Annotated in this window: 9 protein-coding genes; 7 read left to right on the top strand and 2 right to left on the bottom strand. The window is 69.8% G+C overall.

Annotated features, from left to right (window positions below):
- Positions 1-16 precede the first annotated feature (16 nt).
- Entirely contained in the window at positions 17-1210 is a 1194-nt protein-coding gene (locus tag OG595_RS24785; RefSeq protein WP_329275541.1) for an RtcB family protein, read from the bottom strand.
- Between the two features lie 206 nt (positions 1211-1416).
- Between OG595_RS24785 and OG595_RS24780 the strand changes: the two genes are divergently transcribed.
- The 3 genes from OG595_RS24780 to OG595_RS24770 all read left to right on the top strand — a co-directional run bounded on the left by OG595_RS24780 (position 1417) and on the right by OG595_RS24770 (position 4889).
- On the top strand, positions 1417-2244 hold the full coding sequence (locus OG595_RS24780) for a DUF3558 domain-containing protein (RefSeq protein ID WP_329275539.1): 828 nt from the start codon (positions 1417-1419) through the stop codon (positions 2242-2244).
- Between the two features lie 136 nt (positions 2245-2380).
- On the top strand, positions 2381-3355 hold the full coding sequence (locus tag OG595_RS24775) for a DUF3558 domain-containing protein (protein ID WP_329275537.1): 975 nt from the start codon (positions 2381-2383) through the stop codon (positions 3353-3355).
- A gap of 106 nt (positions 3356-3461) precedes the next feature.
- A complete protein-coding gene (locus OG595_RS24770) occupies positions 3462-4889 on the top strand; it encodes a DUF2637 domain-containing protein (protein WP_329275534.1) in 1428 nt (475 codons plus the stop codon).
- Positions 4890-4994: 105 nt separating this feature from the next.
- Here OG595_RS24770 and lysS read toward each other — a convergent pair whose 3' ends face one another.
- Positions 4995-6746, bottom strand: coding sequence for a lysine--tRNA ligase (gene lysS / locus OG595_RS24765; protein WP_329275532.1), 1752 nt, complete (start codon positions 6744-6746; stop codon positions 4995-4997).
- A gap of 149 nt (positions 6747-6895) precedes the next feature.
- Here lysS and OG595_RS24760 point away from each other — a divergent pair, with 149 nt between their 5' ends.
- The 4 genes from OG595_RS24760 to OG595_RS24745 all read left to right on the top strand — a co-directional run bounded on the left by OG595_RS24760 (position 6896) and on the right by OG595_RS24745 (position 14363).
- Positions 6896-9232: a PA14 domain-containing protein gene (locus tag OG595_RS24760; RefSeq protein ID WP_329275530.1), complete on the top strand. Its 2337-nt coding sequence runs from the start codon at positions 6896-6898 to the stop codon at positions 9230-9232.
- Between the two features lie 115 nt (positions 9233-9347).
- Positions 9348-11135, top strand: coding sequence for an arginine--tRNA ligase (gene argS / locus OG595_RS24755; RefSeq protein ID WP_329275528.1), 1788 nt, complete (start codon positions 9348-9350; stop codon positions 11133-11135).
- A gap of 355 nt (positions 11136-11490) precedes the next feature.
- On the top strand, positions 11491-13332 hold the full coding sequence (locus OG595_RS24750; RefSeq protein WP_329275526.1) for a GNAT family N-acetyltransferase: 1842 nt from the start codon (positions 11491-11493) through the stop codon (positions 13330-13332).
- Complete coding sequence (locus OG595_RS24745; RefSeq protein WP_329275524.1) at positions 13329-14363, top strand: 3-oxoacyl-ACP synthase III family protein; 1035 nt, start codon at positions 13329-13331, stop codon at positions 14361-14363. Before OG595_RS24750 ends, OG595_RS24745 begins: the two co-directional genes overlap by 4 nt.
- Positions 14364-14381: the final 18 nt, after the last annotated feature.

Genomic DNA, 14381 nt, shown 5'->3' with positions numbered 1-14381 from the left:
CTCCCGGACCTCACGGTCAGCCCTTCACGCAGACGACCTGCTTCAGCTTCGCCACGACCTCCACCAGGTCCCGCTGCTGGTCGATGACCTGCTCGATCGGCTTGTACGCGGCGGGAATCTCGTCCACGACACCGGAGTCCTTACGGCACTCCACGCCCCGCGTCTGCTCCTCCAGGTCCTTCGTCGAGAAGCGACGCTTGGCCGCGTTGCGGCTCATGCGCCGACCCGCTCCGTGGGACGCCGAGTTGAATGCCTTCTCGTTCCCGAGACCCTTCACGATGTACGAACCCGTGCCCATGGAGCCCGGGATGATCCCGTACTCCCCGGAGCCCGCCCGGATCGCGCCCTTGCGGGTGACGAGGAGGTCCATGCCGTCGTACCGCTCCTCGGCCACGTAGTTGTGGTGAGCGCTGATCTCCGCCTCGAAGACCGGCTTCGCCTTCCGGAACTCCTTGCGGATCACGTCCTTCAGGAGCGCCATCATGATCGACCGGTTGTACTTCGCGTACTCCTGCGCCCAGAAGAGGTCGTTGCGGTAGGCCGCCATCTGCGGGGTGTCCGCGATGAAGACGGCCAGGTCGCGGTCGACCAGCCCCTGGTTGTGCGGCAGCGTCTGGGCCACGCCGATGTGGAAGTCGGCCAGTTCCTTGCCGATGTTGCGGGAACCGGAGTGCAGCATCAGCCAGACGGAACCGGTCGTGTCAGTGCAGATTTCGACGAAGTGATTTCCGCTTCCGAGCGTTCCGATCTGCTTCGTGGCACGTTCCTGACGGAATTTGACCGCTTCCGCTATCCCGTCGAACCGCCCCCAGAAGTCGTCCCACCCCCCGGTGGCGAACCCGTGCAGCCGCCCCGGATCGACGGGACTGTCATGCATCCCCCGCCCCACCGGAATCGCCTCCTCGACCTTCGACCGCAGCCGGGACAGGTCGCCCGGCAGGTCGTTCGCCGTGAGCGACGTCCTGACGGCGGACATCCCGCAGCCGATGTCGACCCCCACCGCCGCCGGGCACACCGCACCGTGCATCGCGATGACCGACCCGACCGTCGCACCCTTGCCGTAGTGCACGTCCGGCATCACGGCGAGACCCTTGATCCACGGCAGCGTCGACACGTTGCGCAGCTGCTGCATCGCGCCGTCCTCGACCGACGCCGGGTCGGCCCACATACGGATGGGTACCTTCGCGCCCGGCACTTCCACGTACGACATGTCGCCCTCATTCCCCCGAAAATCCAACAGAAGTCTTTAATCGCAAAACCGGCGCCAAGGTCAACGAAAGGGATGCCGGACCGGCGTTCACGGTGGTGCGTGCGATAGACATTGTCTGCCGGTGACGCCCCCGTGCGGCAAGTGAATAACCAGCGGGGACACTGGACCAAGCACCTCCCACAAAGATCGTCGAGAGGAACCTGACCGTGCAGCGGAAGGCCTACGTACCCGGCGTCGCCGCCCTTCTCGCGGCGCTGCTGGCCGGCTGCACCGGCGGCTCGGGCAGCGATGACACCGCCGAGGACGCCAAGCCCGGCGACAGCGGCACCACGACCGCCGCGGCCCAGCCCGGCCGGTACCTCACCCTCCCCGAGCCCTGCGTCGCGGTCGGGCACAGCACCCTCGACTCGCTGCTGCCCGGCATCAGACAGATCACGGACGAGGACCAGCGCGAGCAGGCCTACGACGGCGAGTCGACCCTCACCTACAACACGGACCGCAAGGTCGGCTGCCGCTGGAAGGTGGAGTCCACGGACGCCACCGACCATCTCCTGGTCGACTTCGAGCGGGTGGTGTCGTACGACAACTCCGTGAGCGACGACAGCCAGGCGACGGACCTCTTCGCGACCAAGGTGGTGGCCGCCGACCTCCCGGAGCCCGTCGTCTCCACCACCCCCACCGGGTCCGCGTCCGCATCCGGCTCCCCCTCCCCCTCCTCGGCCACCCCGACCGACGCGGCCTCCGCCTCCGCGTCCACTTCCCCGGACAGCGACAGCGACGCCGAGTCCGCCGCCGCCCTCCAGCCCCGACTCCTCGACGGCCTCGGCGACGAGGCGTTCCTCGACGACGAGCTGACCCCCGCCGGTTCAACGGCCCAGCAGCGCACGGTGACTGTGGCGTTCCGCACGTCCAACGTGATCGTGACCATCGAGTACGTCGAGCAGCCGACGGCCCTCGGCACCGTGCCGGACAGCAAGGAAATGCAGGACAGGGCGCAGAAACTGGCCTCGCAGCTCGCCGGCGCGTTCGACTAGGACGCGGTCCGTGGCCCCTCGTACCGGCCGTCCGCAATGGGCGTGAAGCAGAACCCCACGCCCCCCTCACCGCGTACCGTGGCCCCTCGGACCCGATCCGACCGCAGGAACCGAGAGCCGCAGGAACCACAGCGCGATGAGTGAAGGAACCATGCACCGACCCGCACAGCGAGACCAGCGCAGCCGGAACAGCAGCCGAGCCACCGGAGTGACGACGAGGCGGCTGCACCGCACCCTCGGCACCCTGGCCGCCGGCGTCGCCGTCCCCGTCCTCCTCGCGGCCGTCGGCTGCTCCTCCGACTCGGGATCCGACTCCGGGTCGGCATCCGGTTCCGCCGACAACGCGTCGAAGACGGCGGGGGCCGACGCGGGCGAGACCGTGAGCGCGTCGCCGACCGTGCAGGCGGCGGCGTACCAGAAGCTTCCGGAGCCCTGCGCGGTGCTGTCGACGAAGACGCTGAAGGACCTGGTCCCGAAGGGTGTGAAGTCGGGCAAGGAGGGGTCGTCCAACGACACCTCCACGCGCGGCAGTTGCTCCTGGACGAGCCTCGTCAACAACGGTGTGAAGGGCTCCCAGTTCCGCTGGCTGAACGTGTCGCTGCTGCGCTTCGAGTCGACCGCGTCGCGCGGCTCCGGCGAGGAGTTGGCGCAGGCGTACTACAAGAGCCAGGTGCAGGACGCCGAGTCGACGGCGGGTGCGAAGAACACCAAGTCGGAGGCGGTGGCCGGGGCGGGCGACAACGCGACGTCGGTGCACTACGACCTGAAGAAGAAGGAAGGGTCCTTCCGGCAGCAGACGGTGGTGGTCCGGGTCGAGAACGTCGTCGTGACCCTCGACTACAACGGTGCCGGGCTCGCGGGCGAGAAGACGCCGAGTGCGGACAGTCTGACGAAGGCCGCGGTGAAGGCCGTCAAGGAGGCCGTCGCGAAGGTGTCGGCGGAGAACGGCGAGGGCGACACGGGTGGCGCGGGTGACGCGGGCACTCCGGCCCCGACCAACTCCCCTACCGCGTCGGCGAGTTCGTCGGCGAAGCCGAGCGCGTCCCCGTCGAAGTCGGCGTCCACGGCGCCCGCCTCGTCCGCGTCCCCCTCAGCGTCGAAGAAGAGCTGACCTTGTCTCGGCAACACGTACGCCGCACACATGTGCCACCCTGTTGCGCGCAACAACACGCACAGGGAGGGGAGTACGGGTGGCCGCGCCACTGCAACTGACACGAATGCACCGGGTTCTCATCGGCGTGGTCGTCGCCGGTGCGGTCGTCATCGCCGGGATCGGCTTCGCGGGTTCGTACGCCGCCGTCCGCGAACTGGCCCTCAAGAAGGGCTTCGGGAACTTCAGCTACGTCTTCCCGATCGGCATCGACGCGGGCATCTGCGTCCTGCTCGCCCTGGACCTCCTCCTCACCTGGATCCGGATCCCGTTCCCGCTGCTGCGCCAGACGGCGTGGCTGCTGACCATGGCGACGATCGCGTTCAACGGCGCCGCGGCCTGGCCGGACCCGCTGGGCGTGGGCATGCACGCCGTGATCCCGGTGCTGTTCGTGGTCTCGGTGGAGGCGGCCCGGCACGCCATCGGCCGGATGGCGGACATCACCGCCGACAAGCACATGGAAGGCGTCCGCCTCACCCGCTGGCTCCTCTCCCCCCTCCCCACGTTCCTTCTCTGGCGCCGGATGAAGCTGTGGGAGCTGCGCTCCTACGACCAGGTCATCAAGCTGGAGCAGGAACGTCTCGTCTACCAGGCCCGCCTGCACGCCCGCTTCGGCCGGGCCTGGCGCCGCAAGGCCCCGGTGGAGTCCCTGATGCCCCTGCGCCTGGCCCGCTACGGCGTCCCCCTCGCGGAGACCGCCCCCTCGGGCCTCGCCGCGGCGGGCATCGAACCGGCACTGCTGCCGCCGGCCCCGCAGCCCGCCCTGGAGTCGGGCGACGCGGGCGCGAGCAGCCGTACCCCGGTGGCGGTGTCCGCCGTACAGGACGGCGCGAACACGGCATCCGCCCAGGAGCAGCGCCCCGCTTCCGAGGGCGGCGAACCCGCCGGGCGGCCGGCCGACGCCGAGCCCCAGAATCCGTGGCTCCAGGCGCGGGACCCCCGGGCCATCGCGTACCAGGGCGGCTACGACCCGACCTACGACCCCGAGACCGCGTACGACGAGTGGTACGAGGAGCAGCAGCAGGCCGAGCAGTACGACCCCCGGCAGCAGTTCGAGAACCGGCAACAGTACGAGGCCCGTCGGCAGTACGAGGCCCAGCAGCAGTACGAGGAGCAACAGCGCTTCGAGCAGCAGCGGTTCGAGCAGCGGATGTTCCCGCAGCAGCAGTACGACGAGCAGCCGGCCCTCGCTCCCGAGCCGACACCTGAGCCCGCGCCGGAGCCCTCCCCGGAGGACACCGGTACCTTCCCGATCCCGGCCGGTCCCGGCCGCACCCGTGAGATGGGGGCGGGCGGCGGCACTGAACCGACCGAGGACGACTACTACCTGGTCTTCAAGAAGTCGATAGACGGCAGCTACCCCACCTCGGGCCAGTTCCGGGGTGACGTGGAGGCGACGTACGGCACGAAGCTCCCGCAGCGCGAGGCCGAGCGGATGGTCAACCGCTTCACCAACCGCCACACGGCGGAGCTCCAGGAAGACCACATCGCGTAGTCCCTCGGCCTTCCCGGCTGACTGATACGAAGGACGGGGCGCCCGGTGAACTCCGGGCGCCCCGTCCTTCGTATCAGCCGTATCAGCCGTATCAGCGGGTATGTGTTACTCCCCCAGCAGGGCCCGCACCCGCTCCTGTCCCACCGCGAGCAGCAGTGTGGGCAGTCGCGGACCGGTGTCCCGCCCGACGAGCAGCTGGTAGAGCAGCGCGAAGAACGTGCGCTGGGCGACCTTGATCTCGGCCGGGAGTTCCTTGGGCGTGGCGTCGGCGGAGAAGCCGGCCTGGACCTTGGGAACGCCGTAGACGAGATGGCTGAGCCCGTCCAGGGACCAGTTGTCGGCAAGCCCGTCCACCAGGAGCCGCAGCGACTGGCGCCCCTGCTCGTCGAGGGACTTGATCAGCTCGCTGTCGGGCTCGTCACGCACGATGGTCCGCTGATCGGCCGGCACCTGCGTGTTGATCCAGGCCTCGGCCTTGTCGAGCCGGGGCCGCACCTCGTCGAGGGAGAGCAGCGGGTCGGCGGGGTCGAGCTCGCTCAGGATCCGCAGCGTCTGGTCCTCGGCACCGGCGGTGATGTCGGCGACGGAGGCCAGTGTCCGGTACGGCAACGCCCTTGCCGTACGCGGCAGTTCGCCCCCGGCGGTGCGCACCGCGCGGGAGTGCGCGGCGACGTCGGCCGGCAGCGCGGAGCCGTCGGCGACCTTGGCGTCGAGCTTGTCCCACTCGTCGTAGAGCCGCTGGATCTCCTGGTCGAAGGCGATCTTGAAGGACTGGTTGGGCCGACGGCGGGCGTAGAGCCACCGCAGGATCTGCGGCTCCATGATCTTCAGCGCGTCACCGGGTGTGGGAACGCCGCCCTTGCTGCTGGACATCTTCGCCATGCCGCTGATGCCCACGAAGGCGTACATGGGTCCGATCGGCTGCTTGCCGCCGAAGATGCTGCCGACGATCTGCCCGCCGACCTGGAACGAGGACCCGGGGGACGAGTGGTCGACTCCGGAGGGCTCGAAGACGACGCCCTCGTAGGCCCAGCGCATCGGCCAGTCGACCTTCCAGACCAGCTTGCCGCGGTTGAACTCGCTGAGCAGGACGGTCTCGGAGAACCCGCAGGCGGTGCAGGTGTAGGTCAGCTCGGTGGTGTCGTCGTCGTAGGAGGTGACCGTGGTGAGGTCCTTGCCGCACCCACCGCAGAAGGGCTTGTACGGGAAGTACCCGGCGGACCCGGAACTCCCGTCGTCCTCCGCTGCCGCCCCGGACCCCTCGGCGGCCTCGACCTCGGCCTCGTCGACGGGCTTCTGGGACTGCTGAGGCTTCTTCCCGGGGTTGCCGGGGGCCTTCTTGGTCCGGTACTGGTCGAGGATCGCGTCGATGTCGGCCCGGTGCTTCATGGCGTGCAGGATCTGCTCGCGGTAGACACCGGAGGTGTACTGCTCGGTCTGGCTGATCCCGTCGAACTCGACCCCGAGCTCGGCGAGCGCGTCGACCATCGCGGCCCTGAAGTGCTCGGCCCAGCTGGGGTGGGGGGACCCCTTGGGCGCCGGTACGGCGGTCAGCGGCCGTCCGATGTGCTCGGCCCAGGAGGCGTCCACACCGTCGACCCCGTTGGGGACCTTGCGGTAGCGGTCGTAGTCGTCCCAGGAGATGAGATGCCGGACCTGGTACCCCCGCCGCCGGATCTCGTCGGCGACGAGATGCGGGGTCATGACCTCCCGGAGATTCCCCAGGTGAATGGGCCCGGAGGGAGACAGCCCGGACGCGACAACAACGGGTTTGCCGGGGGCTCGACGCTCCGACTCCTCGATGACCTCATCCGCGAAACGGGAGACCCAGTCGGTGGTCTCGGTGCTCTGAGCCACGGGGCACGTCCTTCTTTCCAGTTTGTTCTCGTACGTCGCTCTGGACGCCGTGGAGATACGTCGGATCCATTGTCACCTGTGTCGGTCCCAGTCGGAAAACGTTTAGGCCCGCCGTACAACCCCGAGGGCCCGGGGGCAGTCCTCTTGTCGTGATCACAGAAAAAATCCGGGCTGGGCTGCGCGTGGGAGCGGCCGGACTCGCGGTGACGCTGGCGTCGACCTGCGTCCTCCTCGCGGCGCCTGCCGCGGAGGCTGCCGTGACCTGCGGCGACACCACATTCAAGCGGACGTTCTACACGAACACCTCGTTCTCCGGCACGCCGAAGAAGACGGACTGCGACACCACGATCGACCAGTCCTGGACAGGCGCTCCGCTCTCCGGGATGGCCACGAACAACTTCGGGGTGCGCTGGTCGCTCACCCGGGACTTCGGTTCGGGCGGCTGTTTCGAGTACCGCCTGTCCGGCACGGACGGCCTGCGGTTGTACGTGGACGGCGTGCGGAAGGTGAACAAGTGGACGAACACCGGTGACAGCTCCGGCAACAGTGTCCCGGGCACGTTCTGCATCGGCTCGGGCAGCCACACCGTGCGCGTCGACCATGCGAACTGGACGGGCCTGTCCCGGGTGAAGTTCACCTGGACCGCCTCGTCCGACAGCAAGCCGCCGCTGGCCCCGACCGGCATCACCACCACCTACGACGCGGCGACCGGCAAGGCGAAGGCCGGCTGGCGGAAGAACCGGGAACTGGACATCGCCCGCTACGAGGTCATGGTGAAGACCCCGACCGGCACCGTCTCCCGCTGGACGACGACCGGCACGACCGCCTCGTACACGCCCGCGAAGGACGGCCAGAAGTACCGATTCTGCATCCAGGCCGTCGACAAGTGGACGAACTACGGCGCCACCGCCTGCGGCCCCTACGTCACCACTCCGGACAAGACGGCACCGCCGGTCCCGGACGTGCGCGCCTCCGACATCTCGGTGTCGGTGTCCAGCCACGAGGGGCCCGACGGCAGCTCGCCGATCCCGCAGGTCAACGTCTGGCTGGGCCAGGTGCGCCCGGTCGACGGCCCCCTGTTCACCCTGTGGCGCGCCACAGCCGCGGCGGGCCCGTTCACCAAGGTCGCCGTCATGGACCTGCGACAGACGCCGGGTGAGCAGTACCTGTACGACGAGACGGCCGCCGAGAAGCAGACGTACTACTACACGGCATCGGCCACCGACACCGCCGGGAACACCTCGGCACGCACCGCTCCGGTCGCGGTGACCACCCCGGATGTGACGCCGCCGGGCGCGGTGGCCGGCCTCGCGGCCGCGGCGGACACTCAGAAGGTGGCGCTGAGCTGGACCGCGCCGACGGACGACGCCGTGCGCTGGCAGGTCTACGGCGCGGACGGCAGCGCGCAGCCGGCTCTCCTCGGCACCGCCACGAGCGCCTCGTACGACGACATGACGGCGAAGCCGGGCGTCACCCGCACCTACACGGTGTACGCGGTCGACGCGGCCGGTAACCGCTCCGGCGCCGTGAAGATCACTTCCCGGCGGCAGGTGGCGCCCGCCCTGCCCGTGTACCTGCGTCCGGACGCGAACGGCCGACCCGAGCTGCGTATCCGGGTCGCCGCCGACAACGACCACAGTGGGGGCTTCCGGGTCTACTCCGGCAGCAGCGCCTCCACGGTCCGTACGACCTTGCGCGCCTGCGCGCCCGAGGAGGTCTACCGCGATGCCGCGTGGGTCGAGTACCGCTGCCTGCTCACCGACTTCGGCGGCTCGTCGGACGGCTATGTCACCGCGTTCGCGGTGGCCGCGAACGGCGTGACCTCCAGCACCTACAAGGCCGTGCGCTACGAGGACACCGTCGCGCCGCCGCTGCCGACCGGGTTCGCCGCCACCTCCGAGCCGTGGGGCACGGCCCTGCGGTGGGACACCTCCACCGCCGCCGACATGCGTGCCTACTGGTTGCGCGCGGGCACCCCGAAGACGGTCGACGGGGTGCGCACCTGCGGGTCCGGCAGTTCGCACACGCTGGCGGCGGGCGCCACGTCCTTCCAGGACACCGAGGGTCTGCCGGACGGCGAGGAGCGCTGCTTCGAGTTGCGGGCGGTGGACGGCTCGAACAACTACACCGACGGCGTCACCGTCTACACGACCGAGCAGGACACCCGGCCGTCCGAGGCGACCGCGCCGGGCTCCCCGGTGACCCGCCTGGACGCCGTGGAGAACGCCGGTGCCGCCGTATTGAACTGGGACACGGTCGACAGCGCCACCGGCTACCGCGTCTACCGCTGGGACCGCTCCACGGGCTCGTACGAGCGGATCGCGGAGGGAGCACTGGAGAACCCGTACACGGACTCCTACCGTCACTACCGCGACGAGGACGCCCCGGCGGGCACCGCCGCCTACTACCGCGTGACGGCCGTGTACGCGGACGGCACCGAGTCCGCTCCCGCGCTCGCGGCCGTGGCCCTGGCGCCCACGGGCTGACGCACCGACGTGCCGGCCCATAGGGGCGGGCGGGAATCCGTGCGACCGCCCGCCCGCCCCCGTGGGAGACTGGTGTCGTTTTCTGTACCCCTACGAGTGGAACGGCACCCATTCCATGGCCTCGGTCACGTCCCTCACCGCCAACGTCAACGCACACCTCGCGTCCGCCCTCTCGGCCACCCTGCCGGAGGCGACCGACGCGGACCCGTTGCTGCGACGTAGCGACCGGGCCGACTACCAGGCCAACGGCATCCTGGCGCTCGCCAAGAAGGCCAAGGCCAACCCCCGCGACCTGGCGACCCAGGTCGTGGCGAACGTCGTGTCCGGCGACCTGATCAAGGACATCGAGGTCTCCGGCCCCGGCTTCCTGAACATCACGCTCACCGACAAGGCGATCGTCGAGAACCTCGCGGCCAGGGCCGCCGACCCCGACGCCCGGCTCGGCGTACCCCTCGCCGCGCACCCGGGCACGACGGTCATCGACTACGCCCAGCCGAACGTGGCGAAGGAGATGCACGTAGGCCACCTCCGCTCCGCGGTGATCGGCGACGCGGTGGTCCAACTCCTGGAGTTCACGGGCGAGAACGTGATCCGCAGGCACCACATCGGCGACTGGGGAACCCAGTTCGGCATGCTCATCCAGTATCTGGACGAGCACCCCAACGAGCTGGACCACAAGACGAACACGGCGGACTCCGAAGCGAGCGGCGAGGAGGCGATGTCGAACCTCGACCGCCTCTACAAGACGGCCCGCAAACTCTTCGACTCCGACGAGGAGTTCAAGACGCGGGCGCGCCTGCGGGTGGTCGACCTCCAGGCCGGCGACCCGGCGACCCTCGCCACCTGGCAGAAGTTCGTCGACGAGTCGAAGATCTACTTCTTCTCGGTCTTCGAGAAGCTGGACATGGAGATCCGGGACGCGGACATCGTCGGCGAGTCGGGCTACAACGACATGCTGGACGAGACGTGCCGCCTCCTGGAGGAGTCCGGCGTGGCGGTCCGTTCGGAGGGCGCCCTGTGCGTCTTCTTCGACGACATCAAGGGCCCGGAGGGCAACCCGGTCCCGCTGATCGTCCGCAAGTCCGACGGGGGCTACGGCTACGCGGCGACGGACCTCTCGGCGATCAGGGACCGTGTCTTCAACCTGAAGGCGAACAACCTCATCTACGTGGTCGACGCCCGGCAGTCCCTGCACTTCAAGATGGTCTTCGAGACGGCGCGCAGGGCGGGCTGGCTGAACGACGAGAACGTCAAGGCGTACCAGCTGGCGTTCGGCACGGTCCTCGGCAAGGACGGCAAGCCGTTCAAGACGCGTGACGGCGAGACCGTACGCCTGGTGGACCTGCTGGACGAGGCGGTCGACCGCGCGACGACGGTCGTACGGGAGAAGGACACCCTGGGGCAGCTCTCCGACGCCGAAGTCGCCGAGCGGGGCGCCCAGGTGGGCATCGGCGCGGTGAAGTACGCGGACCTGTCGACGTCGGCGAACCGGGACTACAAGTTCGACCTGGACCAGATGGTCTCGCTGAACGGCGACACGAGCGTGTACCTCCAGTACGCGTACGCCCGTATCCAGTCGATCCTGCGCAAGGCCGGCGAGGTCCGCCCGCAGCCGCACCCGGAGCTCGAACTGGCCGAGGCGGAGCGGGTGTTGGCCCTGCACGTGGACGCGTTCGCGGAGACGGTCACGGACTCGGCGTCGGAGTACGCCCCGCACAAGCTGGCGGCGTACCTGTACCAACTGGCGTCGCTGTACACGACGTTCTACGACAAGTGCCCGGTGATCAAGCCGGCCCCGCCGCAGGACGTCGCCGAGAACCGTCTGTTCCTGTGCGAGGTCACGGCGAAGACCCTGCACCAGGGCATGGCCCTCCTGGGCATCAGGACGCCCGAGCGCCTCTGACAGACGGCGGCAGCACCAGCCGTACGGAAGCCGGGTACCCCAGACGACGGGGTACCCGGCTTCCGCCGTTCACCGTGCCCGTGCCCGTGCCCGCGATCGTGACCGTGACCGCGGCGGCGACGGACGCCGGCGAAGGCGAAGGCGAAGGCGACGTCGGGGCAACCGTCGTAACAGACTCACGGGAGTGATTCACGGACGTAGGCCAGTTGGCCGACAACCGATCAGCGGGGCGGTCGTTGTCATCTCGGGTGTGCGCCGGGCGTGCGCTGTGGAGCGCGGCAAGTGAGTGCGCGCCAGCCGAGAGAGTTGGTTGTCGATGAGAGACATTGGTGCGACAAGTGGGGTGCCGTGGCGCGTGTCCGCGTTCCGCGTCGCGCCCGGGGATCCGGAGGCGGCCGGGGTGGTCGGCCGGATCCGGGAGCTGCGGGCGAGGATTCTGTTCGACCGTGGCCGGAGGCCTGATTTCCGCACGACGGACGGCGGATACGCCGATGAGCAGGAACTGGACTTCGGCGCCTGGCATTTCGTCGGGAGCCGGGAGGCGGACGGCCACCCGCTGGGATACGTGCGGCTCTCGACGCCGGAGACGGGCGAGTTGTTCCAGTCCCGGTCGTATCTGGGGGCGGAACGCTACGAGGAGGTGCTGCGGGAGCACGGTCTCGGCGTTGCGGAAACGTTCGAGCACAGCCGGCTGGTGGTCGAGCACCAGGCGCGCAAGCTGGGCCTGGGAGTGCATCTGAACGCCTTCGCCATCGCCGCCGCACGGTCACTCGGCGCCAAGGCCATGATCGGGACATCGGGCACGGCGGACGGGCAGGACCGCTTCCACGAGCGGTTCGGGTTCCGCCCGGTGCCGGGAACGCGCCGGTACGTCGAGCAGTACACCGAGGACGTGATGATCATGCTGTACCGGGCCGCGGCCCCGGGCGGCGAGTACAGCGGCCTCGTCGAGGAGTTGGAGGACGTCTTCCCGTCCGTCACGGTCTCCGCACGGCAGGCCGGACTCGGCGCGGCCGGTGCGGCGGGTCGGCCCCGGCAGCAGGAGTCACGCCACTGCGCCGCCCCGGTCACGGAAACCGGCGCACACCACGTGGGCGACGCGACGGACGACCGCGACCGCTGGCAGCCGGTGCTGTACGACCTGGGGCACGACGAGGACCGGCGGGGCTTCGAGACGCTGCTCGGCTCCGGCGGGGTCCGCGAGGTCATGGACACCATCGAGGACCAGCTGAGGGAACTGGTCACCAGCCGTGAGCCCGTCCTGCGCGCCTCGCCGGAAGCCGTCGAGCGGGCGGTGGCGGAACAGCTGGGCGGGATCGCGCCGCGCGAGTACGGGACCTGGGTCTGGTACCCGTGGTCGGGGCGCCTGGTCCACCTGCTGCCCCGCGAGGAGTTCCGGCTGGTGCGCACCGACCGCAACCGGGGCCGGATCGAACGCCCCGAACAGCGTCGGCTGCTGGGGCGGCGCGTGGGAATCATCGGCCTGTCGGTCGGCGGCAGCGCGGCCCTGACCTTCGCCATGGAGGGCATCGGAGGCGCGTTCAAGCTCGCCGACTTCGACACCCTCAGCGTCTCCAACCTGAACCGGCTGCGCGCGGGCGTGCACCACCTGGGCCTGAACAAGTGCGTGATCGCGGCCCGTCAGATGCTGGAGATCGATCCCTGGCTGGACATCGAGATCCACCCCGGCGGTCTGACCGACGACACGATGGACGAGTTCTTCACCGGCGGCGCGGGCCCCATCGACCTCCTCGTCGAGGAGTGCGACACCCCGTACGTGAAGGTCGCCGCCCGCGAACGCGCCCGTGCCCTGCGCATCCCGGTCGTGATGGACGCGAACGACCGGGGGCTGCTGGACGTCGAACGCTTCGACCTCGAACCCGACCGGCCCCTGCTGCACGGACTGCTCGGCGACACCGTCTCCGGCGACCTGACCGGCCTCACCTTCGAGGAGACGGTCGACGTCATCCTCACCATGGTCGACCGGGAGCGCATCAGCCCGGAACTGGCCGCCGCCGTCCCGCAGATCGGCAGCACCCTCAGCAGCTGGCCCCAGCTCGCCTCGGGCGTCGCGCTCGGCGGTGCGCTGACCGCGGAAGCCGCCCGCCGCATCCTGCTGGGCCTGCCCCGCCCTTCGGGCCGGTTCTACACCGACCTGGAAATCCTCACCTCTGCCGACCGGAGCACCCTGGCATGACCCTGGCCTGCGAGCTGACCACAGACACCCACACCGGCGCCGGACTGCCCGTCCCCTTCGCGGTCGCCGGCACCGGCCTGCACCTGCCCCCGACGATCGTGACCAACAAGGACCTCACCCGGAACCTCCGGACGAGCGACGAATGGATCACGGCCCGCACCGGGATCCGCGAACGCCGGCGGCTGGCACCCGAACTGGCCACCTCCGACATGTGCCTGGAAGCGGCCCGCCCCGCCCTCGAAGCGGCCCGGCTCACACCATCGGACCTGGACGCGGTCATCGTGGCGAGTTACACCGCCGACCAGCCCCTGCCCTCCACCTCGGCCATCGTCAAAAGCGCCCTCGGCGCCACCAGGGCCCTGGCCCTGGATGTCGCCCAGGCCGCCTGCGCCTCCGGGGTGCACGCCGTGCTACTGGCGGCCCACCTCCTGCAGAACCCCTCCATCAGTACCGTGCTCGTCATCGGCGCCGACTGCGCCTCCCGGGTGATCCGCCCCACCGACCGCACCGGAGGCGTCTTCTTCGGCGACGCCGCAGCCGCCGTGGTGCTTACCCGCGCCGAGACCGCGGGAGCCGGACTGCTCTCGTACGACATCGGCTCGAAGCTGTCCTACGCCGTCCAGATCCCCGGGGGCGGCTCCCGCCTCCCCACCACCGCGGACACGGTCACCGCCGGAGCCCACTACGTCTCCATGGACGGCCCCGCAGTGTGGGAGACCGCGACCACCCGTCTCCCCGAGAGCATCACCAGCGCCACCCGTCACGCGGGCCTGACCCCCACCGAGGTCGACCACTACTTCTTCCACCAGGCCAACATCAACATCCTCCAGGAGACCCTCCGCCGCCTGGACATCCCGGCCGACCGGGCCCCCATCACCCTCGACCGGCTCGGCAACACCGGCGCCGCCGGCCTGTTCACCGCACTCCACGACACCGCCACCGCCGGCCGGCTCCACCCCGGAGACACCTACGTCATGTGCGCCATCGGCGCCGGCTTCCACTGGGGCACCCTGTGCCTGCGCCAGGCCTGATCAAGGGCTGATCACGGG

It is taken from the genome of Streptomyces sp. NBC_01451, assembly GCF_036227485.1.
Taxonomy (GTDB): Bacteria; Actinomycetota; Actinomycetes; order Streptomycetales; family Streptomycetaceae; genus Streptomyces.
The sequence above is the reverse complement of the archived record's forward strand: the minus strand, read 5'-3'. Positions and strand labels throughout refer to the sequence as shown.

Coding starts and splice junctions, on each gene's coding strand:
- OG595_RS24785 (WP_329275541.1), bottom strand. CDS start 1,210: ATGTCGTACGTGGAAGTGCCGGGCGCGAAGGTACCCATCCGTATGTGG.
- OG595_RS24775 (WP_329275537.1), top strand. CDS start 2,381: ATGAGTGAAGGAACCATGCACCGACCCGCACAGCGAGACCAGCGCAGC.
- OG595_RS24770 (WP_329275534.1), top strand. CDS start 3,462: ATGCACCGGGTTCTCATCGGCGTGGTCGTCGCCGGTGCGGTCGTCATC.
- argS (WP_329275528.1), top strand. CDS start 9,348: ATGGCCTCGGTCACGTCCCTCACCGCCAACGTCAACGCACACCTCGCG.
- OG595_RS24745 (WP_329275524.1), top strand. CDS start 13,329: ATGACCCTGGCCTGCGAGCTGACCACAGACACCCACACCGGCGCCGGA.